Origin of the sequence: Pseudomonas sp. HS6-2 (assembly GCF_049325675.2) — a bacterium.
GTDB lineage: Bacteria > Pseudomonadota > Gammaproteobacteria > Pseudomonadales > Pseudomonadaceae > Aquipseudomonas > Aquipseudomonas putida_N.
Map to the genome: position 1 here is coordinate 3,141,079 of NZ_CM143906.1, position 23,014 is coordinate 3,164,092.

The window sequence follows — 23,014 nt, forward strand, 5'->3', positions numbered from 1 at the left end:
GAATTTACTGGCTTATGCCGTTATTGAAGCTCTGCTTTGCTGCTGAAGTTATAAGGATAGTTGATATTTGAATTTCCCCTCACCTCGGCAAGTTCCTAGCATGCGCCCTCATTGGCCGGGAGTTCCGGCTGCCGGGATGAGGAACCCTACATGTCGCTGTCCACCATCGCCCGCCGCGGGCTGTTCGCATCACTGTTGGCCACCACTACCCTGGCCGCCAGCGGCCTGGCCCAGGCCGACGCCACCTTGGACAAGATTCAGCAACGCCACAAGCTGGCGGTAGGGGTGGTGCTGTCGGGTGGCCCGTTCGGCGCCATCGACCCGGCCACCCGCCAACCCGTCGGTTTCAGCGTCGACCTGGCCCGCGATCTGGCGCGCCAATTGGGTGTGGAAGTGGACCTGGTGGCGGTCCAGCCGGCCAACCGCGTACAGTTTCTGCAGCAGGGCAAGGTCGACCTGCTGATCGCCAACATGGAGTGGACCGCCGAGCGCGACAAGCTTTTGGGGCACGTGCCCACTCCGTTCTACCGGGTCGGCGGCGCTGCGGCACTCGCCGACGCCAGCCCGATCAAAGCGTGGGCAGACCTTAAGGGCCAGCCGGTGTGCACCAGCCAAGGCAGCAGCTACACCCAGGCGCTGGTTGATCTGGGCGCCGATATCAAAGCCTTCAAGACCTCCGCCGAATCGTTGCTGGCCCTGCGCGGCAATAATTGCGTGGCTGCCGTGCACGACGCCACGTTGATCAACCCGCTGCTGGCCAAGGGCGGCGAGTGGAGTGGCTACCGTGCCCTGACACCCGAGCTCAATCCGGCACCGTCGGTTATCTGGACTCGCCTGGGCCAAACCGATACCCAGCAGCGCCTCGACCCGTTCGTCAAACAGTGGCACAAAAGCGGCTGGCTGATCGAGCGTGAGCAGGCCAACCACATCACCCCGGCCTCGCCGGCGCTGGTGGAGCTGCGCGCCAAGCTGCAGGGCGAAGGCGCCTGATGAGCGACGCTCTGCACTGGCTGGTCGGGCAACTTGCCCGGCTTGGCCTGGACTACGGTTTTCTGTTCGACGTCTACGCCAGTGGCAAGCTGCTGGACGGCGCGCTGACCACGGTGTGGCTGTGCCTGTGTGGCATCGTCGGCAGCCTGCTGGTGGGCGTGCTGCTGGCCGCAGCGGTGGCCTCCAAACGGCGCTGGCTGGCCTGGCCGGCCAGGGCCTTCATCGAAGTGACCCGCAACACCCCGACTCTGGTGCAGCTGTATTGCGCCTTCCTGGTGTTGAACATGCTCATCAATCAGAGTCTGGGCAGCGCCAACCCCATGACCCCGTTCGCCTGGGTGGTGCTGGTGATCTCGCTGCACAAGGGCGCATTCCACGCAGAAGCTTTACGTGCCGGCATCGAAGCGGTACCCGCGGTGACCTTGGAAGCGGCCAGCTCGCTGGCGTTCAGCCGCCGGCAGCAACTGCTGCAGGTGCAACTGCCGCTGGCTGTGCGTTTCGCCTTGCCTGCGCTGGTCAACAACCTTATCGATCTGGTGAAGATGACGGCCGTGGCCTCGGCCATCGCCGTCAATGACATCACCTACGCCTCGATCATGATCTGGACCCAGGGCAACAATGTGGTCGAACTGATGATCCTGATCCTGGCCTTTTTCGGGCTGCTGAGCTTTGCAGTCAACTGTGCCGGCCGCTTCCTTGAAGCGCGCCTGAGGATGCCAGGCTATGGCCATTGAGAACCTCGCCACCCTGTGGCACTGGTCGCCGACGCTGGGGGTGGGCCTGTTGCAGAACATTCAGATGAGCGTAGGCGCCATCGGCCTGGGCACGCTGCTCGGCCTGCTGGTGGGCACGCTGCTGCTGTCGCCACTGGCACCGCTGCGTGTGCTCGCGCGACTGTGGGTGCAGGTGTTTCGCAATGCACCGTGGCTGGTACTGATCTACTTCACTTCCTACGTGTTCCCCTTCGATGTGCAGGTGGGGGGCACCTGGATGGCGTTCCCCGACTGGCTAAAGGTCACCGTGGGGCTGGCCCTGCCGGCCAGCGCCAACGTGGCGGAGATCTTCCGCGGCGCGGTGGCGTCGATCCCTGCCACCCAATGGGAGGCAGCGCGTTCGCTGGCCTTTAGCCGCAGGCAGATCTTCCGTTCGATCATCCTGCCGCAGTGCTTGCGGCGCATGTTGCCGCCGTGGATGAACCTGTACGCGGTGGTGACGATGGGCACCGCCCTGGCTTCGCTGGTGGGCGTGCACGATCTCATCGACAGCGCCCAAGTAGCCGCCAATACCGTCAACCGCAGCGGCTTCACCGTGCTGGTGTACTTCAGCGTGCTGGCGCTGTTCTTCGCCTATTGCTACCCGATCGCCCGCCTGACCCACCGCCTGGAGCGCCGTTATGCCTTCTGAACCCCTGATCCAGCTGCGTGACGTGCACCTGGCCTTTGCCGACAACCCGGTGCTGCGCGGTATCGATCTCAGCGTGCGGGCCGGCCAGGCTGTATCGATCATCGGCCCGTCCGGCTCGGGCAAGTCGACCATTCTGCGCTGCATGACCGGCCTGCTGCGGCCCCAGCGTGGCAGCATCCGCATCGGCGACACCCAGGTCGAGCAACTGCGCGGCGAGGCCGGGCTGATCGCTCTGCGCAAGCAGGTCGGCTTCGTGTTCCAGCAGTACAACCTGTTCCCGCACCTGAACGTGCTCGACAACCTGCTGATCGCCCCGACGCAGGTGCTCGGCCGCCCGCGGGCCGAGGCCCGCGAGCAGGCCATGGTGCTGCTCGACAAGGTACGCCTGGGGCACAAAGCCGCAGCCTTCCCCGGCGAACTGTCGGGCGGCCAGCAACAGCGCGTGGCGATCGCTCGCGCGCTGGCCATGCGCCCGCAACTGATCCTGTTCGACGAGGTGACCTCGGCGCTGGACCCGGAGATGGTCGGCGAGGTGCTGGCGGTGATCCGCGAGCTGACCGAGGAGGGCATGACTTGTGTGCTGGTTACCCACGAAATGCGCTTTGCCGAGGAGATCAGCGACCAGGTGTATTTCACCGAGCATGGCCGCATTGTCGAGCACGGCAGCGCCGAGCAGGTGTTCCGTGCAGCTGCCCACGAACGTACCCGTGTGTTCCTCCAGCACGCGCTGGGCGAGGGCGGCCAGCGCCCCGGCCGCCCGGCTCCCGATGTATTGAGCAACCTGGGGCGCTACAGCCTCAGCGTGTAATGCCCTTTGAACCAGAAGAGAGACTGACCATGTCCCATGACTCCGTGATCCAGCCGTTCCTCGCGCAAGTGCGCGCCATCCACCAGCGCGGCGTCGACCGCGCCGCGCTGCAGCAGATCGTGGTGCTGCTCGAAGGCCTGGCCGGGCGCCGCGAGCTGTTCAACTTCGAGCGCTTCCCGGCACCCGATGCCGCCACTGGCGAAACCCAGTTCCGCTACCGGCTGAATGACGACGGCGAGTCGCCGACGCTCTACGTCAACTCATTGTTGCCAGGCAAGGCGACCCTGCCGCACAACCATGAAACCTGGGCGATCATCGTTGCCGTCGAAGGCCAGGAGCTCAACCGCGTCTATCGCCGCGAGGACGACCGCAGCAACCCGGCCCGCGCCAGCCTGGCGCTGGAGCGCGAGGTGGTGGTGCAACCGGGCACTTCGGTGGCGTTTCTCGGCGAAGACCTGCACGGCATTCGCGTGGACGGCGACAGCCCGACGTTGCATTTCCACCTGTATGGTCGCCCGCTGGAGTCGCTGGAAAACCGCTACGGAGTCAAGGAAGACGGCAGCGTGGTGAACTACAACAAGTCGCAGATGGCACCCTCGATCGCGGCCTACGGCCTCTGACCCTCACTGCCTGTGCTGGCCCTTTCGCAGGCAAGCCAGTGCAGGCAACGCATTTTGACATTCCAGACAACGACCACGGACTGCGTTCCATGACTCCCAGCATCACCCCCGCAGCACTGCACGCCTGTCTGTTCGACGGCCAGGAAATTGCCTTGTTCGACCTGCGCGAGCACGGTCAATACGGCGAGGCTCACTTGTTCTACGCTGTCAACCTGCCTTACAGCCGCCTGGAAATCGAAGCACCGCGCCTGGCACCGAACCCGGCTGTACGGGTAGTGGTATACGACGAAACCGGCGGCGAGCTGGCTCAACGCGGCGCCCGGCGCTTGCAGGCGCTGGGTTACAGCGCCGTGCACTGGTTGCAGGGCGGCAGCCGGGGCTGGCAGGCTGAAGGCTTCGAGCTGTTCGCCGGGGTACACCTGCCATCCAAGGCGTTTGGCGAACTGGTCGAGCACGCTTGCCACACGCCGAGCATCACCGCGCTGGAACTGGCCGAGTGGCAGCGTCAGGGTAGGCCGCTGGTGCTGCTTGACGGTCGACCGCTGGATGAGTTTGCCAAGATGAACATCCCCGGCGCCACCTGCTGCCCTAATGGCGAACTGGGCTACCGCCTGGAAGATCTGCTCAGCGATACCCACACCCCAGTGGTGATCAACTGCGCCGGGCGAACCCGTAGCATCATCGGTGCCCAGACCTTGATCAACCTGGGCATCGACAATCCGGTCTATGCGCTGGAAAACGGCACTCAGGGCTGGTACCTGGTCGACTTGCCGCTCGAGCATGGCGGCCAGCGCGGCTACCCGGCGCACAGCGGCAAAGCCTTGCAACGCCAACAGGCAAGGGCCTCGGCGCTGGCGCGCAAGGCTGGGGTGCAGTGGGTATCTGCCGCAGAGGTACAGGCCTGGCACCAGTGCGCACAACGCTCGCTGTTTCTGTGCGATGTGCGTACACCCGAAGAGTTCGCGACAGGCAGTTTGCCTGGCGCCCAGCATTGCCCGGGCGGCCAGTTGGTCCAGGGCACCGACTTGTACATCGGTGTTCGCAAGGCCCGGGTGGTGCTGTTCGATGACGATGGCGTGCGCGCGCCGGTGACTGCCAGCTGGCTGCGGCAGATGGGGCATGAAGTGTATGTGCTCGAAGGCGGCCTGGGCAGTGGCCTGACCCTGCCTGTGCGGCCAGCGCTGGCGCAAACGCTGGACGAGGCCGCCGTTTCCGAGCTGGAAGGTGCCTTATTGCTCGACTTGCGGACCAGCAGCGCCTACCGCAAGCGCCACTTGCGTGGGGCGCAGTGGACGATACGCCCGCGCCTGGCCGAGCAAGTGAAAGGCGAAACTCGGCGCCTGGTGTTGATAGCCGACGATGCCCAGATCGCCGAGCTTGCCGCCAGCGAACTGTCAGAAGTACAGCGCCAGGCAGCGAGGCTGTTCCCCCCGGCACTGCTGGATGAGTGGCCGCAGGTCGAGGCCGACGCTTCACTGGCCGATGCCGACTGCATCGACTTTCTGTTTTTTGTCCACGACCGCCACACTGGTAACAAGGCGGCCGCGCGTCAGTACCTGGCGTGGGAGACCGGCTTGATTGGCCAGATGAACACTGATGAAACAGCAAGCTTCACCCCGCTGCCCCCGTCCGACCCTGTCGCCACCCGGCTGGTGCACGCCGCTCGCGGGGAGCCGGGGCAGGGTGCCCAGGCCGTCAATCCGCCTGTCACACGCATGAGCACCGTACTGTTCGACAGCGTCGCCGACCTGCGCTTGGCCCGAGGCAAGCGTGACCAGGAGCGCGTGCTGAGCTACGGTGCCCGTGGCAACCCCACCGCCTTTGCGCTTGAGGATCTGGTTAGCGAGCTGGAGGGTGGCTATCGGACCAAGCTGTTTGCAACCGGTTTGCAGGCCATTACGCAAACCTTCCTCGCCTACCTGCGCCCAGGTGATCACCTGCTGGTCAGTGATGGTGTCTACGGCCCGGTACGGCGCCTGGCCAAGGAGTTGCTGCAGCCATTCGGCATCCAGGTGGAGTACTTTGCCGCCGACGGCCAGGGGCTTGAGGCTGCCTTGCGCGCCAATACCCGCATGGTCTACAGCGAAAGCCCAAGTTCCTTGCTGTACGAACTCAACGACCTGCCTGCCATGGCGGCGCTGTGTCGGCCGCGAGGCATCCTGCTGGCAGTGGACAACACCTGGGGCTCAGGTTATCTGTACCAGCCGTTGGCCTTGGGGGCGGATATTTCGGTGATGGCCCTGACCAAGTACCTGGGCGGGCACAGCGACGTGATGATGGGCAGTGTGTGCACCACTCGGGAGGCCTTTGCGGCGCTTTCACGCAGCAGCGATACCTGTGGTTGCACCGTCAGCCCGGATGACGCTTGGCTGGTGTTGCGGGGTGCCCGCAGCCTGGCCAGCCGCATGGCGGTGCATGAGCGCCAGGCGCTGGAGATCGCCACTTGGCTGCAACAGCACGAGGCAGTGGCACGGGTGTACCACCCGGCGTTGCCGCAGCACCCAGGGCATGCCCTATGGCGGCGAGACTTCAAGGGCAGCAATGGCCTGCTCAGTTTCGAATTGGCAGATACCGCTGCGGGTCAGGCAGAGGCCTTTGCCGATGCCTTGCGTCTGTTCGGTATCGGCGCTTCGTGGGGAGGGTACGAAAGTCTGGTGATGCTGGCTGAGCTGGGAGACAGGCATTTCGCAAAAGCTGATCGAGCAGTGGTTGTGCGGTTGCATGTGGGGCTGGAGAGTACCGTATCGCTTCAGCGGGACCTGGAGCAGGCTTTGCAAAAGACCCTCCTGCTGCGTTGATGCGATGACGTTCACACCCGTGAGCGTGTAGCGAGATTGCTCAGAGGTAATGCCCCGACTGGGTCGGGGCCTATCACGCCTTATGGATCAAGAATGCCCGACCAATTGATCCAGCAGGCGTTGTTTGTACTCATGCAGCAAGGCGTTGTGACGCTCACGAGGGTGAGGCAGTTCGATGCGTAAGTCTTCACGCACCCGGCCAGGATGGGCATCCAGCACAATCACCCGGTCGCCCAGGTACAACGCTTCCTCGATATCGTGAGTCACCATGATCACCGTGCAACGCTCCTGAACCCAGATACGCTGCAACTCCTGCTGCAAGCGTACCCGCGTCAGGGCATCCAGTGCCCCCAGCGGCTCGTCCAGCAACAGTACCTTGGGCTTGTTGACCAGCGCCCGGGCGATCGCCGCACGCTGGGCCATGCCGCCGGACAGCTGGTGTGGATAGGCCTGCTCGTAGCCGCTCAGACCCACCAGTTCGATGTGCTCGGCCACCAGACGGTGCTTTTCGGCGGCAGCCAGAGCATGGTTTTTCAACGCCAGCGCAATGTTCTGCTGCAGGGTCATCCACGGGAACAGACGATGGTCCTGAAACACGATGCCGCGCTCCAGACCCGGCCCGCGCACAGGTTGGTGGTCCAGCAAGATCTGCCCCTGGTAGTCCTGGTCGAGGCCGACAATCAACCGTAGCAGCGTCGACTTCCCGCAACCGCTGGCACCGAGAATGCTGACGAATTCGCCAGCGCGGATGTCCAGGTCGATGCCCTCGAGCACCGGCACTGGTTTGCCCTTGAGTGGGTAGGCCTTGCTCAGGCCGCGAATGGTCACGGCGCCAGTGCTGGCGCTGGTAGGTAGAGCATGGGCGATGGCGTTCATGGTCGGGCCTTTCAACGGGTAGGGCGCCAGCGCAGCAGGCGGCGGGTAAGCAGGGAGCACAACCAGGACATCAGGTAGCCACACAGGCCGATGCACAGCACACAGACCACGATGATCTCCATACGTGCGGCGGCCTCGGCGTTCATCATCAGGCTGCCAAGGCCGGCCCCGGCGGACAGGAACAGCTCGCTGCCCACCGAGGTGACCCAGGCGAAAGCCAGGGCCTGCAGCACCCCGGCGGCAATGCCAGGCAGGGCGGCGGGCAGCAGGATCAGCCACAGTTGCTGCCAACGGCTGAGCATGAGCACTTGCGCGGCCTCACGGTGCTGGCCTGCGACCTGGCGCAGGCTCTCGAAGGTGTTCAGCACCATCGGATACAACGCCGCCAGGCTGACGATCAGCAGCTTGGCGCTTTCGCCGTTACCCAGCCACAAGGCTATCAGCGGGATCCAGCCCAGCATCGGCACTTGGCGCAGGGCATGGAACAGTGGCGCGATCAGGCGGTTGGCCGGTGCGAACAGGGCCATCAGCGCCCCCAGGCCAATGCCGCCGACAATGCCGATGGCCAGGCCGCTGCAGGTGCGCAACAGGCTCGCCCACAGGTTGACCAGCAGTTCCCCGCTGGTCATCAGCTCGGCCAGTGCCGTGCCCACCTGCGCCAGCGGCACGAAGGCATAGGCGCCGGCCGCGCTCTGGCGCGAAGCGTATTCCCAGGCGCCGAGCAGCAACAGCGGCAGCACCAGGCCACGCAAGTTCTGCAGTTTCATCACAGCCTCCTTAGCGGCTTTGCCAGGCCGACAGGCGCCGTTCCACGTGGCGCAGGGTGAAATCCAGGGTAAAGCCGATCAGCCCGGTGAGCACCACGCCGACCATCACCACGTCGATGCGCAGCATCTGCCGGCCCATCTCGATCATCTGCCCCAGGCCGCTGTCGGCTGCCAGCAGCTCGCAGGCCACCAGCACCACCCAGGCGCGGGTCAGGGCCACGCGTATACCGGTGACGATCGCCGGCACTGCAGCGGGCAGAGCAATGCGGCCGACCAGCGTAGGCCAGCGCAGGCGGTACACCGCCGCCACTTCGAAATGGCTCCGCGGGATGGCGCGTATGCCTTCGCAGGTAGCCAGCGCCACCGGGAAGAATGCGGTTTTGGCGACGATCACTACCTTGAAGGTTTCGTCCACGCCGAACAGCAGCACGAACATCGGGATCAGGGCGATGCTCGGCACCTGGCGCAGGGTATGGAACAGGGGGGCGCAGTAGGCGTCCACGGTCTTCGACAGGGCCAGCGCCGCGCCAAAGCCTAGGCCGGCCAGTGCGCCGCCGGTAAAGCCCAGGGCCAGCCGCGAAAGACTGCCGGTAAGGTGCTCCTGCAATTCGCCGGTGGCGAGCAAGTCAGTCAAGCTGCGCCACACCTCCTGCGGTGGGATCAGCAGGTTGGTCGGGAACAGCCCGGCATTGGCTACCACGGCCCAGAAGATGAGCAGTGCCAGGGGGGAGATGAACCAGGAAAGAGGGGATAGCACGCGCATGGCTGGCCTTGGGAAAGCAGTGGGTTCAGAGGTATTGCAAGAGCTGCGCCAAGCGGCGCAGGCCCGGCATGGCAGGGCGGGAAGGGTAGAGGTGGTGCTGGGGCAGCAGCGGGGTGTTGCTGGAGCAGCAGTCAGTCAGCAAAATCGGAGTTGGCTTTTTTCGCGGGCAAGCCCACGAATAAGCCAACGCGGTTTCAGATCATCAGATCAGAAGTCGTAACTCACACTGGTGTAGTAGAAAGCCCCCTGCGCGCCCTCGGGGCTGGTAATGGAATACTTCGGCACGCCATACAGCTGCGCCCCCTCAAGCTTGTCCGGATGGCTGTCGAACAGGTTGATCGCTCCCGCCGACACGGTCAGGCCCAGGTCGAAGCGGTACGACACATCCAGGTCGGTCACCCACTGCGGGCTGAAGGTCTGGTCCAGCGCTGGGTTGGCAGCGTTTCTGTTTTTCCACTCGCCATAGCGGCGCTGGGCCACGGTGACGCTCCAGCCGTCATACAGCCAGTTGGCGCTGAGGGTCAGCTTGTCCTTGGGTGTACCGTCTTCGATCAGCCCTTGGGTGTTGCGGCCGATGATCTGGTTGCCGGGTATGCTGCCCACGTCGTCCAGCCCGGTGATGCGGGTGTTGTTGCGTGCATAACCGCCGTTGATGTCCAGCCGCCCCCAGGCGGCCAGGTCCAGCTGGTAGTGGCCGGCCAGTTCGAAACCGTCGGTACGGGTATCGGCGATGTTGGTGTAGAACGCTGCGCTCTGGATATTGGCGTACGGGGTGCCGGCGAAAATCGGCCCGACCACCGCAGCCGGCAACTGGTCGGACAGGGTGATACGGTTGTCGATGTCGATGCGGTAGGCGTCGAGGGTGACCGAGGCATTGGGCAGTGGACGCCAGACCAGGCCCACCGAGAAGTTGGTCGACTCCTCAGGCTTCAGTGCCTTGCCCCCCAGCAACGCGGCCTCCGGGCTGTCGGCGCGAAGGGTACGTTGCTGCACCTCGACCCAGTTGCCGCTGCCCGGCGGTTGCTCCACCACTTGCACACTGAACGACGACAGCCCGCTCTGCACCAGCGACGGCGCGCGGTAGCCGGTGCTGGCACTGGCCCGCGCGGCAATCTCGGGCGTGAAGTCGTAGCGCACGGACAGCTTGCCGTTGGTGGTGTCGCCAAAGTCCGAGTAATGTTCGCTGCGTACCGCCACGCCAGCCTGGAATTTCTCGGTGAGCTGGGCTTCGACATCGAAATAGGCGCCAATCACCCGTCTGTCCAGCGACACGGCATCGACTTGGGTGATACCCGAGTAATAACCCGGTATGCGCCTGCCGGTGATGGGGTCGCGGGTGTTGAACAGCGGCCCGTTGGACCAGCCGGCAGCATCGCCTTCGCTGAGGTCGTAGTTTTCCTGGCGCCAGGCCAGCCCGGCAGACACGGTCAACGGCTTGAACAGCCAGTCGTTGGCGAAGTCGCGTGTCCAGTCGAGGGTCAGGTTGGTCTGGTCGGCTTCGCGCCGACCGGTGTAGATGGTCGATGGGCTGGCCGCACCCCAGCTGGGGTTGATGGCGTTACGGTCGGTGGAGTCGACGCGGTTATCGCCGTAGTTCAGGGCCAGGTCGAATTTGCCCAGGGCCTGGTCTTCGAAGCGCAGGCCACCGGTAACGGCAAAGTCTTCCAGGCCATAGCGGGTAACGGGCAGGCGGCCGTCCGGATAGCGTGCCAGGGCCACGCTGCCGTAGTTGCTGCGCAGGGTAGTCGGTGGGTCGAAGAAGTTCTCGGCATCGGTATTCTTGTGCGCGTACGTGGCAAATCCATAAGCGCTCAGGCCTTCGCCCAAGCCCATTTCGGCGTTGGCGGTAAAGTTGTACTGGTCCGAGACATTGCCCGAGCCCCAGCGCCAGTTGCGGTAACGGTTGTTTTGCTCGCGTGTGCTGTTGATGCTGGTCGAGCCTGGGTAGAACAGACGGTTGTCGTCGCGGGTGTCGCTGGCCGGGTCCTGGCTGCCGGCGTCGAAGGCCAGGGTCAGGAAACCGTCGTTGGGCAGGGCAAAGCCTTTCCAGCCGCTGAGCTTGCGTTGCAGGCCATCGCCTTTCTTGTAGCCGCCGAAACGGTAGCCGGCGTTGCCGCCTTCGTCGCGCTCCTTGAGTACGATGTTGATCACCCCGGCGATAGCGTCCGAGCCATACTGGGCTGCGGCACCGTCACGCAGGATTTCTACCCGCTCGATGGCCGACAGCGGGATCAGGCTGAGGTCCACCGCTGCTGCACCGCGGGCGTTTACCAGGCCTTGGCGGGTGACGTTGGCACTGGTGTGGCGGCGCTTGCCGTTGACCAGCACCAGCACCTGATCGGAGGCCAGGCCGCGTAGAGAGGCACCCTGGGCAATGGAGCCGGCAAAGGCTCCTTGAGGCGATTGCGGAAAGCTGAATGAGGGTGACAGGGCGGTGAGCGCAGCGGACAGGTCGCTGGCGCCGGTTTCCTGCAGTTTCTCGCCACTCAGCACATCGACGGGCGCGGCACTTTGCAGGGCGGTGACGTCGCTGCGGTGGGTACCGACCACGACCACGGTGTCGAGGCGATCATTGGGTTCGGCGGCAAAAGCGGGCACGGCGAAGCCGGCGATGGCCAGGGCGATGGCGCTGGCCAAGGGCGTGTGGTGGGACATGGAGTAATCCTTCTAGACAGCGTGATGCTGTGGGCCGCGCCGCGGCCCGATGGTTTTCAATCAGAACCGGCTGGTAACACTGAGCCCGACGGTGCGTGGGTCGCCGTAGGTGATCACGTACTGCCCGGCAGTGCCGTTGGGCCGGCCGTGCACCTGGTAGCGGCGGTCGGTGAGGTTGTTGACGAAGCCGGTCACGCTCAGTTTGTCGTCGTGGCTGAACCAGCTCAGGCGAGCGTTGGCCAGGGTGTAGTGGGCCTGGCTGAGGGGCGCGTCGGCGCTGCTCTGGCGGTCGGCGAGGAAGTACTCCTTGTCGCGGAAACTCACGTCGCCGCCGGCCACCAGCTTGCCGCCCACTTCAAGCGGGATGGTGTAATCGGCACCCAGCGACACCACATTGCGCGGCGAGCGCACGAAGCTGTTGCCGCTGTAGTCGCCGGTCACCGCACCGGTGGTGGGGTTGGTGTTCTTGAAATCGGTATATTCGGTGTCAAGGAATGACACCGCCGCTTGAAGGTGCAGGCGTTCGGTCGGCTGGCCTTCGATCTCCAGCTCCGCCCCCTTGACCTTGCCCTTGGCGCCGTTGGTCAGCGCGGTGGTGAGCACGCCGTTGTTCACCGTCAGCAGGTTCACCTGGATATCGGAGTAGTCGTAGTAGAACACGTTGGCATTGACGGTCAGGCGGCGATCGAACCACTCGGACTTCAGCCCGATTTCGTAGGCATCGAGTTTTTCCGGGTCGACCGTGGTCAACTGCGCCAGGCTGGTCGACAGCCCGGTGTTGAAGCCGCCCGAGCGGAAGCCGTGGGCATAACGGAAGAACACCCGCAGGTTGTCGTTGATGCGGTACTCGGGGGTCAGGTCGTACGTCCAGGCTTCCCAGGTCTTGTCTTCCTGGCGATTGCCGTTTGTGCCAACGCCACCCAGCGGGATCAGCGGGCCGTTGGCCGTGGCGCGGGTCAGCTGCACCAGGTCGAGGTCGATGTCCTTTTTCTCCTGGGTCCAGCGCAGGCCGCCAGTGACGCTGAAGTCATCGGTGAAGTCGTAGGTCAGGTTGCCGAATAACGCGTAGCTGTCGGTGCGGTGGTCATAGTCCAGGTCGCGCAACGCCGTGGTGCCGACCTGGTTGGAGCCGGTGCCGTTGGGAGTTGGCCCGGGAGTCACGATGCGCTGCGCCGAACTGTCGAGGTCTTCGTGGAAGTAATGCGCCCCCAGCAGCCAGTGCAGCGGGCGGTCTTCCGGCGAGGCCAGGCGCAGCTCCTGTGACCACTGGCGGTAGCTGTTGTCGGTGATGGCCGCGCCATTGACCTCGTAGGGGGTGTAGTCGGCGTCGGTGGTGGAGCGGTTGCGGATGTAGTCATAGGCGCTGATCGAGGTCAGTGTGTAGTCGCCCAGGTACCCATTGAGGGTCAGCGCGGCTCCGTCGTGGTACAGGCGGTAGTCTTCGTTGACGTTCAGCGAAATGTCGCGGCCATTCGGCCGCTGGTAGCCGACGTTGTAGTAGCGCCCCACCGGCAGCGAGCCGTTGCTGCCATCACCCTTGAACTGGCGGCTGTGCAGCTTGAGCAGGGCGTCCAGGTTGGGGTTGAGCTGGGCCAGGAACTGCAGGCGGATGGCCTTCTTGTTCACGTCGCCGTAGGTGTGGCCGTCGAAGTCGTTGTTCTGGAAACCGTCACGCTCTTCGGAATACAGCGCCACCCGCCCAGCCAGTTTTTCGTCCACCAGCGCGCCACCGACGGCACCGGTGACGATGCGCTCGTTCTTGCTGCCGAAGCCGACGGTGCCGTAGCCGTCGGTGTCGAAGGTGGGCTTCCTGGAGATCACGTTTACCGCGCCGGCTGTGGTGTTCTTGCCATACAGGGTGCCTTGCGGCCCGCGCAGGATCTCGATGCGCTCCAGGTCGAAAAGCGGCCCGCCACCGGCGATGGGGGCGTTGAGGTAAACGTCGTCGGCGTAAATGCCCACCGGGTACACCGTGGCCGCGCCGGTATCGCCGGTGCCCAGGCCGCGAATGTACCAGCGCGGGCGGCCGTCGCCGTCGGGGTTCTTGGCCGAGGCGTTGGGCACGAAGGTGGTGATGTCGCCCATCGAGCGCACACCATCGGCGGTAATGCTGGTGCCCTTGATGGCCGATACGGCTACCGGTACTTCCTGCAAGGTTTGTTCGCGGTGTTGGGCGGTGACGGTGACGGTTTCCAGGGCCGGTTCGTTTTTAGTGTCTTCGTTGGCGGCGATGGCCTGGCTGCCGCTGCCGGCGAGCATCAGCGCGAGGCTGACCTGCCGGGCGAGTGGATTGAGCTGGTGCATGGTGAATCTCCCCGTACGTAAAGCGTTGTTGGGGAGGGTTAGAGCAGGGACTGTGCCATGTTTGTAAGATGCTGATATATAACGATTTAATAAGATTTTTGGGGGCGTATTGCAGATTGGGCAGCAGTGGGGTGCTGGGAGGGTGCTGCTGGGGCAGCAGTGGGATGGCTGAAAACTGCTGGGGCCGCTTTGCGGCCCCGAAATCTCAAATCGCCAGACGCGAAGTCGAGCCGATCACGCTCTCCAGCACGCGAAAATCAATCCACTCACGCACATCGAAACGCCGCGGTATGAAGCCCCAGCGGAACAGGAACTCGGTAAAGTCCTGCAACGCCTCGATCGAGCGGCTGTCCAGGGTGGTGCGCAAGCGCCGATGCGCATCGTCACCATAGGCCGCTGCCACCCAGTACTCGCTGGTATTCAGTTCACGCGCCAGGAAACGCCGGGTCTCTTCGGGGTTGGCCCAGGCCCATTGCTCGGTGCGCAACACGGTATCGACCAGCGTGCGGCTGGCTTCGAAGTGCTGCTCCAGCAGGTGGCGGTCCACCGTGAAGGTGCGTGGCGTGCCGTTGTTGCTGCGGATCAGTGGGTCGGGGTGGCTGCCGATGTCGACCACTACGCGCAGGCCGAATTCATGGGCCAGGTGCACGGCGTGAGCGCCCTTGAGGAAGATGGCGTCGATGTCGCCGCGCAGCAGGCCGATCAACTCGTTGTTGCGGCGGCTGAAGCGGCTGGTGTCCAGGCTGACTTCGGCGCCATACAGGTGCTGCTTGGCATCGTCGCTGTAGGTGCCGCCATAGGGGTAGTCGACCAGCTCAACATCGGCTATCGCCAGGCCTTCGAGCTTCAGGGCATTTTCCAGCCCGCGCAGGGCCTGGGCACGGGTGAAGTCGATCTGCACGTTGGCCCACTTGGGCAGGCCGAAGCGGCGGTTCTTCAGGTCGCGAATGCTGCGCACGCCGCTTTCTTCGGTGGTGAGGATCAACTGCACCTCATCGCTCCAAGACAGCCCCAGCACACGGGTTTCGACGCCGCTGGCATAGGCCCAGATCGCCGGGATGTTGCCACCGTGGCGCACCGAGTTCTGCAGGTGATGATCGTAGTGGGCCTCGCGCACTTCGCGTTCGCTGGACTCGCGCAGGGATTGGATATTGGTGCCGTACGGCGCAAAGGCCTCGGCCAGGCGCCCTGACTGCACGGCAATGCCGAGGCCGGTGGGCACCGGGCTGTGGGTGTACCAGAGGGTTTCCAGGGGCTTGGTCATGGGGCTGTGGTCTTCCTATCCATGGGAGTGGGGGCCAGCAACTGCTCCAGGGGTTGACGGGCTATCCAGTCGCGCACCTCGAAGCGGGCCGGGATGAAGCGCCAGCGCTTGAGGAACTCGACAAAGTCCTGCAACGCGTCGATGGCCTGTTCTTCCAGGCGGGTGCTCAGGCGCAGGTGGGCGTCACTGCCGTACGCCACTTGTACCCAATACTCGCTGCTGTTGGTTTCCCGGGCCAGGTAGCGACGGGTTTCATCGGCATGTTGGTGGGCCCAGCGTTCGGCGCGCAGCACCGAGCCGAGCAGGGTGCGCACCACCTGCGGGTGCTGGGCCAGCAAGTGGCTGTCCACGGCCAGGGTGCGTGGCGTGCCATTGTTGCTGCGGATCAGTGGGTCGGGATGGCTGCCGGTGTCGATCACCGTGTGCAGGGCAAAGGCGTGGGCCAGTTGCACGGCGCTGGCACCCTTGAGGAAGATGGCGTCCACTTCGCCGCGCAGCAGGCCGGCCAGCTCCAGGTTGCGGCCCTCACTTTGGGTGCTTGACACCGGCGTGCCGGCCACGTTGCGCACCGGGCGGTCACTGAAGGTGCCGTCGTAGCGATAGTTGACCAGTTCCACGTCCCCCACTTGCAACCCTGCAAGTTTAAGGGCGTTTTCCAGCGCGCGCAGGGCCTGTGCGCGGGTGAAGTCGATCTGTGCCGCGGCCCAGTCGGGCAAGCCGAAGCGGCGGCCCTTGAGGTCTTGCACGGTGTGGATGCCGCTGTCTGGGCGGGTCAGTATCAACTGTGCCTCATCCGCCCACGACAGGCCGATCACCCGGGTGTCGCGGCCTTGGGCGCGGGCCCAGATGGCCGGGATGCTGCCGCCGTGGCGTACCGAATTGAGCAGGCTGTGGTCGAAGTGCGATTCGCGCACGGCCTGCTGGTCAGCCTCGCGCAGGGACTGCACCCGGGTGCCGAGGCCGGCCAGGTCTTCCTGCAGCCAGCCTTGCTGCACGGCAATGCCCAGGCCGGTAGGCACCGGACAACGGGTGTACCACAAGGTATCGAGGGGTTGGCTCATGTTCAGCTCCGGTTGGCTTCAGGCACTGGCCTGCAACGGTGTGGTGGTGGCGGCCTGTTGCACCAGCGGTACTACTTCCTGGCCGATGCGCAGGGCTTCTTCCAGGTGCGGGTTGGCGGCCAGGATGAAGGTGCTGAAACCGGCATCGCGGTATTCAGCCAGGCGTTCGGCAATGTTCTGATGGCTGCCCACCAAACCCACGGTGGGGCCGGGCTTGGCCTTGGCGAAACCGGCCCACAGGTTGCGCGCCAGGACCAGTTCGTCGAAGCCTTGCAGGTGCTGGTGGTACGCCGCCTGGCGCGCGCCGCCGACCGAGTCGGAACCGCTGATGAAGTTTTTCGCCGTGCTGCTGGCCTTGCCTTCCAGGCGCTCGAACTGCTGGCGCAGCTCGCGCCAGGCTTGCTCCTCGGTCTCGCGGGCGAACAGGTCGACACGCAGGCCGAAACGCACCGTTCGGCCCTGTTTGTCGGCCAGTTCGCGCACGCGCTCGATATGCGGCTTGAGCTTGTCGATCGGCTCGGCCCAGTTCAGGTACACGTCGGCATGGCGCGCGGCTACGTCCAGTGCCGCATCGGAAAAGCCGGAGAAGTACACCCCAGGCTTGCGTTCGTGTTGCAGGCCCGGCGGCAGGCTGCCGCTTTCCAGGCGATAGATATCGCCTTCGTAGGAAAACTTGTCCTGCGTCCAGAGGCCCTCGATCACGTCGAGGAATTCGCCGGTGCGCTTGTAGCGCAGGTCATGCTCCAGGAAATCGCCATTGGCCCGCTGGCTGGCCGGGTTGCCGCCAGTGATGATGTTCCAGTCCAGCCGGCCACCGCTGAGGTTCTGCAGGATGGCCGCCTGCTGGGCGGCGTAGGCGGGCAGGGTCCAGGTGGCCTGGAAGGCGATCAGGAAGCGGATGCGCCGGGTTTCGCGGGCCAGCGCGGCGGCGGCGATCCACGGCTCCGGGCCGGTGGGTAGCAGCGCACCCTCGAAGCCGGCCAGTTCGGCGGCCTTGGCCACCTGGGCGATGTAGTCGATGTAGCTGAAACCATCGGCCTGGCCGTCGGGCAGGCGGCCGGGGGCGATGTTGCCGGGGCGGTGCACGGGGTTGCCGCGGTTGTGGCGGTCGGTGGACAGCTGCGGGCCGTCGGTGCCCAAGGGCAGGCGCCAGAAGAATTCGGTGGTCATGGTGGGCTCCTGAAGGAGAAGGGTGTACAAGTGGGGAGGGTGGTGCAACGGCTGTGCCATGGTGGCGCAGGGCCTGCGGGGCGTGGATTTGCCGGGCCAGTAGCGGTTGGATTGCTGCTGTGGCAGCAGTGGGGCAGCAGTGGATGCTGAAACAGCAGCAAGCGAGGCGTACCCCTGATCCGGCCCTTTCGCGGGTGAACCCCTGCCACAGGTCCCGCGCCTTACCTGTAGGAGCGGGTTCACCCGCGAAGAGGCTGGCACGTCAGACGTCAATAGGCGGGGTTGCAACCTCCCCGGCACTGCGCTGGTAAGCGTCATACAGCGCCGAATAGGCCCCGCCCCGGCCAATCAGCTCGGCATGCGCTCCTAATTCCACCACCTGTCCATGTTTCACCACCGCAATCCTGTCTGCATCGCGAATGGTCGCCAGGCGATGGGCAATGATGATCGCCGTGCGCCCCTGGCACAGCCGGCGCAGAGCGCGCTGGATACGTCGCTCGGTGTGCACGTCCACCGCCGAGGTGGCCTCGTCCAGCACCAGCACCGCCGGGTCGGCCAGGTAGGCGCGCACCAGGCACACCAGTTGGCGCTGGCCATGGCTCAGGTGTGCGCCCAATGGACCGACTTCGCTGTGGTACTGCAGTGGCAGGCGTTCCAGTACCTCGTCGGCACCAAGCTCTCGGGCAGCGGCGACTAGCTGTGCATCACTGGCAGCAGGCGCAGCAAGGCGCAGGTTGTCGAGGATGCTGCCACTGAACAGCACGTTGTCCTGCAGCACCACGCCCACGTTGCGCCGCAGGTCGTGCTGGGCCAGCGCGCGCAGGTCGATGCCGTCCAGCTTCACGGCGCCCCGTTGGACCTCATAGAACCGCGTCAGCAGCTGCACCAGCGTGCTTTTGCCATGCCCCGAAGGGCCGACAATCGCCAACACATCGCCAGCGCGGATGTGCAGGTCGAGGCCATCGATTACTGGCCGCGGGCTGTTTGCGCTATAGGCGAAGCCGACGGCCTCGAAGTCGACCTGGCCACGCGCCCTGGCTAGCGCATGCGGCTCGGGAGGGTCGAGCACCTGCGGGCGGGTGTCGAGCAGCAGGAAGATGCGCTGCGCCGAGGCACTGCCGGTGGCGTAGCGTTCGAACAAGTCGGACAGCTCCTGCAGTGGGCCAAGGAACAGAAACACATAGAACAGGCTTTCGGCCACCTGGCCTACGCTGACCTTGCCTTCCGCCAGGCCATGGGCCCCCACCAGCAACAGCACGGCCATGCCGGTGGTACTCAACAAGGCGGTGAACGGGGCAAACCAGCCGGCACGCAGGCTTCCGCGGATCAGCGCCTGGTTGAAGTCCTCCAGCAGGCGCCGGTAGCGCGCCTGGTTGCGCTGCTGCTGCCCGCACTGCTGGATCAGCCGCACGCCGCTGACGCTTTCCACCAGGTGGGCGGTGAAGCGGCTGCGTTGCTCGGCCACCTTTGCCCAGTTGCGCTGCGATACCCGCTTGAAGCGCCAGGTAGCCACGGCCAGCAGCGGTACGGTGGCCGCCAGGCTGTAGAAGAAGCTGGGCTCGATGCGCCACAGCATTACAGCCGCCAGACCGCAGCGCAGCATGGCGCCGAGTAGTTCCGGCGGGCCTTGTACCAACAGCGGCTCCAGCGCATCGACGTCGCGGTCGGCGCGCGAGATGATGCGCCCGGCCCGGGTCTGGTCGAAGTAGCTCACCGACAGCGCCTGCACATGTGCGAACACCTTTACCCGCAAGTCATTCAGCACCCGGATCGCCGCGCGCCCGCCAATGAACTGCGATACCCCGGCCAGCAGGAAGCGCCCCAGCCAGCTCGCTGCCAGCCCCAGGCCCAGCCAAAGCACCAGGCGCTCGTCGAGCAGCCAGTGATCGGCACTGGCAACCAGGCCCTTGTCCAGCAACTCGCGGACAAACCATGGCCGCAGGAACACGGTAAATACCAGCAGCAGCTCGATGCCGATAACTGCCATGATCTGCCTGCGGATCGGCCGCAACAGTGGCAGCAGGCGCTGCAACATGCCGCGGTCCAGTGCCTGGCGGGCCAGGCGTTGCTCGATGTCGATATCGCTGGAAGGGGGGTGTTGCACATCAGTCATGGTCGATCCCCAGCAGGTCGCGGTAATGGGGGTTGTTGGCGCTCAGTTGGGCATGGCTACCGCTGGCACTGATGCGGCCGTTTTCCAGCAGCAGCACGCGGTCGGCCAGCAGCAGTGTGGACAACCGGCTGGTGATCAGCAGCAAGGTCGGGCCATGGCCACCCGTGCTGTGCAGACGACGGATGTTGTGCAGCACCTGGCGCTCGCCAAGTGCATCGAGGGCGCTGGTGGCGTCGTCCAGGCAGAGGATGTCGGGCGCGCCCAACAGCGCCCGGGCCAGGCACAGGCGCTGACGCTGGCCGCCAGACAGGGTCACGCCGCGGTCGCCCAGTGGCGTATCCAGGCCGTGGGCCAGGCGTTCCAGCACATCCTCGGCGGCGGCCAGGCGCAGCACTTCACGCAATTGGGCGTCACTGGCCTGCGGTGCGGCCAGGCGCAGGTTGGCCGCCAGGCTGTCGGAGAACAGGAAGCTCTCTTGCGGCAGAACCTGTACCCGTCGGCGCAAGTCAGCCAGGTCCAGGTCACGTACATCGTGCCAGCCATTGGCATCGCTACCGACCTGCACGCAGCCCCGCTGCACATCGGCCAGGCGCGGCAACAGGCTGGCCAGCAGGCTTTTGCCGGTGCCGGTGGCGCCAACCAGTGCCACCACTTCGCCAGGCTGCAGGGTCAGTGAGCAATCCTGCAGGATATGCCGGCCGGCTTCAGTTGCGCTGACCTGTACCTGCTTCAATTTCAGCCCAAGTGGCCCGGCGGGCAGGCTGGCCTTGCCAGTGACGATGGCCGGGCGTTCGTCCAGCAGTTGCCAGATGCGCTCGGCGCTGGCGCGGGCATCGGCAAAGGTCTGCATTACCCGGCCAATGCCTTCGATACGGAACACCAATGTGGTGGCTACCAGCAGCGACGTGACCAGTTCACCGATACCCAGCGCGCCGGCGGCCACCCGGTGGGCACCGTAGACCAGGATCCATGCATGCCCCAGCGCGACCACGGCCTGCGGCAACGGAATGCGCGAACTGGCGTAGGCCAGGGCGGCGCGGGCGTGGCCGGTGAACACCTCGACCTGGCTGGCGAAGCGGGCGATGCGCTGGTTTTCAAGGCCAAAGGCCTTGATCACCCGAACCCCGCCGATGCCTTCGGCCAGGTCCTGGCTGACCTGGTCGTAGGCCGCACCCACGGCGCGGTCCAGGCTGACCAGGCGATCGGTTTGCAGCACGAACAGCCACAGCCCGGCACCGGTCAGCAGCAGCGGTACCAGGCCCAGCAGCGGGTCGTACCAGCTCAGCAGGCCAACGGCGGCGATGACCACCAGCGGGGTTTCGATGATCTGCCGCCAGAAGGTGATCAGCGCGTCGCGCACCTTGTCGGCATCGCGCGTGGTGCGGGTGACCAGTTCGCCCATGCCGTGGCGCCAGTGGTAACCCAGGTGCAGGCGCTGCACCTGGACGAGGATGCGTTCACGCAGGCGCGTGAGCAGGGCCTGGCTGAGGACCAGCGAAAGCACGGCGGCAGCGTATTGCAGCAGGCCGCGGCCAAGGGCGATGGCCAGCAGCAGCCACAGCCAGTGCCAGGCCACGCTGGCGTCCAGGCTGCCGTCGGCCAGGCGCTGCACGGCGCGGCCGGTGCTGACATCATCGACGGCGTGGCCGATCAGCCACTGTTGCCAGGCGAGGCCGAGATTACCGGCGATGTACAAGGCCGTGACCAGGGCGAAGCGCCAGGGCATTTCGCGATAAATGGCCAAAGCCCGAAGAAGCGGGTGGTTCATGTAGATGCTCGATCAGAATGCGACACCACCCCTGTGGGAGCGGCCTAGTAACGCGAATGGGGCGCGACGCGCCCCCCGGCTGCGGATTGATTCAACGGCGGGTAGCGCCCTGGTTTTCCTTGGCATTGAGCACCGCCGTGTACTCGCCAGGGTCTGCGCCGTTCAGGTAGTAGTTGCCGACGTTGTGCAGCCGCCAGCGGATCGGGTCGTGGGTGGTGTGCACCCGCGCATTGCGCCAGAAACGGTCGAGGTTCCATTTGCTCAGCGACGCGCTGGCTCCGAGTAACGAGAACAGGTCGCTGGAAATTTTCAGCGACGCCGCATCGGAATGCGCACGCGCGGTGGCCACCGAGAGAATCAGCTCATCCTGCAAAGCCTTGTTCTCCGGGTCGCGCTCGTGTTCGTCGAATACCCGCGCCGCTTCGCGCAGGACCGACTCGGCACCGCGCAGCGCCACAGCGTATTCACCCACCTGGCGAATCACATGCGGCTCGTCACTGGCGCGCTCGACGCCGCTCTCCACCCAGGCGCGAGCGTGCTCGCGCAGGTACTCGACGGCGGCCTGCAAGGCACCGGCGGCGATGCCGGTATCGATGGCGGCGTGGAGGATTTGTGGAAAGGTCAGGCCGGTGCGTTTCATCGGCCCGCTGCGGCGGGTCAGGTAGCGCTCGTCGAGCACGATGTTGTCGAAGTTGACCGTGCCACTCACCGAGTTCTGCTGGCCGAATGCCTGCCAGTCATCGACCAAAGTCAGCCCTGGAGTGTCGCGGTGCAGCAGCACGCCGACGCCGCCGTCGTCGCTGGCGGCGGTCAGGGAAATCCACTCGGCCAGGTAGGAGCCGGTGGAGTAGAACTTGCTGCCGTCGAGCCGCCATTGGCCATCGGCGCCGCGTTCGACGCGGGTCTTGAGGGCGAACTTGTTCTTGCCGCCAACCTCGGCCAGGGCATTGCCGAAGCGCTTGCCCGCCAGCACGTCGGCAATCAGCCGGTCGCGAACGTCATCCGGGTAGCCGGTGAAGATGCCACGCAGCATCACGTTGTGGATCTGTAGCAACTGGCCGACGCCACCGTCGGCGGTGGAGATCAGGCGCACGGTTTCGACCACAGTCTGTACCGAGGCGCCGAGGCCGCCGAACCGGGCGGGTACGGCGATGGCGGTCAGGCCACTGCTGGAAAGCAGCTCGGCCTGGCGGCGCGGCAGTTGGCCATTGTTGCGCGGGTCAGCGGCCAGTTCGGCGATTTGCGCGGCGACCTGGCGGGCGGTTTCGATGGCTTCGGCTTCGCTGGTCAGGCGGCGGGCGGGGGAGGGTTGTATGGCACTCATGTGGGGGTCTCGGTTTGTCTCAAGGGCCAGTGCGCCTGCTTCGCGGGTAAACCCGCTCCTACAGGGGAGCGCAGCGTCTGGGCTGTGCGCGGCCCCCTGTAGGAGCGGGTTACCCGCGGATGGGCACACCGCGGTCGCAAACCCTTGAGCAATATCTCTGCCACAGCGCTTCAGGCCGCATTCTGCGCGGCCTCCACCCTCTTGTGCTGCCCCAGCAGCAGCCAACCCTGCTGATCTGGCAGCACTGCAACCGCAATCCTGCTCCCAGCCCAGCACCCAGCTCCTTGCTGTAACTACCAATCCCGCGTAAATCAGGGCCTCCAGCGGTT

General features: G+C 65.2%; 17 protein-coding genes. 6 read left to right on the forward strand and 11 right to left on the reverse strand.

Annotated elements, in window-relative coordinates:
- The first annotated feature begins 150 nt into the window (after positions 1-150).
- From ACOKS3_RS14590 to metC, 6 genes are all read left to right on the forward strand, one after another.
- Entirely contained in the window at positions 151-990 is an 840-nt protein-coding gene (locus ACOKS3_RS14590) for a transporter substrate-binding domain-containing protein (protein ID WP_422764031.1), read from the forward strand.
- Positions 990-1,724, forward strand: a complete 735-nt coding sequence (locus ACOKS3_RS14595; protein ID WP_422764032.1) for an amino acid ABC transporter permease — start codon at positions 990-992, stop codon at positions 1,722-1,724. Before ACOKS3_RS14590 ends, ACOKS3_RS14595 begins: the two co-directional genes overlap by 1 nt.
- Entirely contained in the window at positions 1,714-2,394 is a 681-nt protein-coding gene (locus ACOKS3_RS14600; protein ID WP_422764033.1) for an amino acid ABC transporter permease, read from the forward strand. The genes ACOKS3_RS14595 and ACOKS3_RS14600 overlap by 11 nt, the downstream gene beginning before the upstream one ends.
- On the forward strand, positions 2,384-3,202 hold the full coding sequence (locus ACOKS3_RS14605; RefSeq protein ID WP_422764034.1) for an amino acid ABC transporter ATP-binding protein: 819 nt from the start codon (positions 2,384-2,386) through the stop codon (positions 3,200-3,202). The genes ACOKS3_RS14600 and ACOKS3_RS14605 overlap by 11 nt, the downstream gene beginning before the upstream one ends.
- 29 nt (positions 3,203-3,231) lie before the next feature.
- Positions 3,232-3,822 carry a cysteine dioxygenase family protein gene (locus ACOKS3_RS14610; protein WP_182366076.1) on the forward strand — a complete coding sequence of 197 codons (591 nt, stop codon included), beginning with the start codon at positions 3,232-3,234 and terminating at the stop codon, positions 3,820-3,822.
- A gap of 89 nt (positions 3,823-3,911) precedes the next feature.
- Entirely contained in the window at positions 3,912-6,620 is a 2,709-nt protein-coding gene (metC, locus tag ACOKS3_RS14615; RefSeq protein ID WP_422764035.1) for a cystathionine beta-lyase, read from the forward strand.
- A gap of 87 nt (positions 6,621-6,707) precedes the next feature.
- Here metC and ACOKS3_RS14620 read toward each other — a convergent pair whose 3' ends face one another.
- The 11 genes from ACOKS3_RS14620 to ACOKS3_RS14670 form a co-directional block, all read right to left on the reverse strand.
- A complete protein-coding gene (locus tag ACOKS3_RS14620; protein WP_422764036.1) occupies positions 6,708-7,496 on the reverse strand; it encodes an ABC transporter ATP-binding protein in 789 nt (262 codons plus the stop codon).
- A gap of 11 nt (positions 7,497-7,507) precedes the next feature.
- The gene (locus ACOKS3_RS14625; protein ID WP_422764037.1) at positions 7,508-8,263 is read right to left on the reverse strand and encodes an ABC transporter permease; all 756 of its coding nucleotides are present in this window, start codon (positions 8,261-8,263) and stop codon (positions 7,508-7,510) included.
- Between the two features lie 10 nt (positions 8,264-8,273).
- Positions 8,274-9,026 carry an ABC transporter permease gene (locus tag ACOKS3_RS14630; protein ID WP_422764038.1) on the reverse strand — a complete coding sequence of 251 codons (753 nt, stop codon included), beginning with the start codon at positions 9,024-9,026 and terminating at the stop codon, positions 8,274-8,276.
- A gap of 207 nt (positions 9,027-9,233) precedes the next feature.
- Complete coding sequence (locus tag ACOKS3_RS14635; RefSeq protein ID WP_422764039.1) at positions 9,234-11,681, reverse strand: TonB-dependent receptor plug domain-containing protein; 2,448 nt, start codon at positions 11,679-11,681, stop codon at positions 9,234-9,236.
- 60 nt (positions 11,682-11,741) lie between these two features.
- Entirely contained in the window at positions 11,742-13,985 is a 2,244-nt protein-coding gene (locus ACOKS3_RS14640) for a TonB-dependent receptor (RefSeq protein WP_422764040.1), read from the reverse strand.
- A gap of 205 nt (positions 13,986-14,190) precedes the next feature.
- Positions 14,191-15,249: an ABC transporter substrate-binding protein gene (locus ACOKS3_RS14645; protein ID WP_422764041.1), complete on the reverse strand. Its 1,059-nt coding sequence runs from the start codon at positions 15,247-15,249 to the stop codon at positions 14,191-14,193.
- Positions 15,246-16,310, reverse strand: coding sequence for an ABC transporter substrate-binding protein (locus ACOKS3_RS14650; RefSeq protein ID WP_422764042.1), 1,065 nt, complete (start codon positions 16,308-16,310; stop codon positions 15,246-15,248). Before ACOKS3_RS14650 ends, ACOKS3_RS14645 begins: the two co-directional genes overlap by 4 nt.
- 18 nt (positions 16,311-16,328) lie before the next feature.
- Positions 16,329-17,480 carry an LLM class flavin-dependent oxidoreductase gene (locus ACOKS3_RS14655; RefSeq protein ID WP_422764043.1) on the reverse strand — a complete coding sequence of 384 codons (1,152 nt, stop codon included), beginning with the start codon at positions 17,478-17,480 and terminating at the stop codon, positions 16,329-16,331.
- Positions 17,481-17,742: 262 nt separating this feature from the next.
- Entirely contained in the window at positions 17,743-19,593 is a 1,851-nt protein-coding gene (locus tag ACOKS3_RS14660; protein ID WP_422764044.1) for an ABC transporter ATP-binding protein, read from the reverse strand.
- Positions 19,586-21,361, reverse strand: coding sequence for an ABC transporter ATP-binding protein (locus tag ACOKS3_RS14665; protein WP_422764045.1), 1,776 nt, complete (start codon positions 21,359-21,361; stop codon positions 19,586-19,588). The genes ACOKS3_RS14660 and ACOKS3_RS14665 overlap by 8 nt, the downstream gene beginning before the upstream one ends.
- Before the next feature lie 91 nt (positions 21,362-21,452).
- Complete coding sequence (locus tag ACOKS3_RS14670; protein WP_422764046.1) at positions 21,453-22,685, reverse strand: acyl-CoA dehydrogenase family protein; 1,233 nt, start codon at positions 22,683-22,685, stop codon at positions 21,453-21,455.
- Between the last annotated feature and the right edge of the window lie 329 nt (positions 22,686-23,014).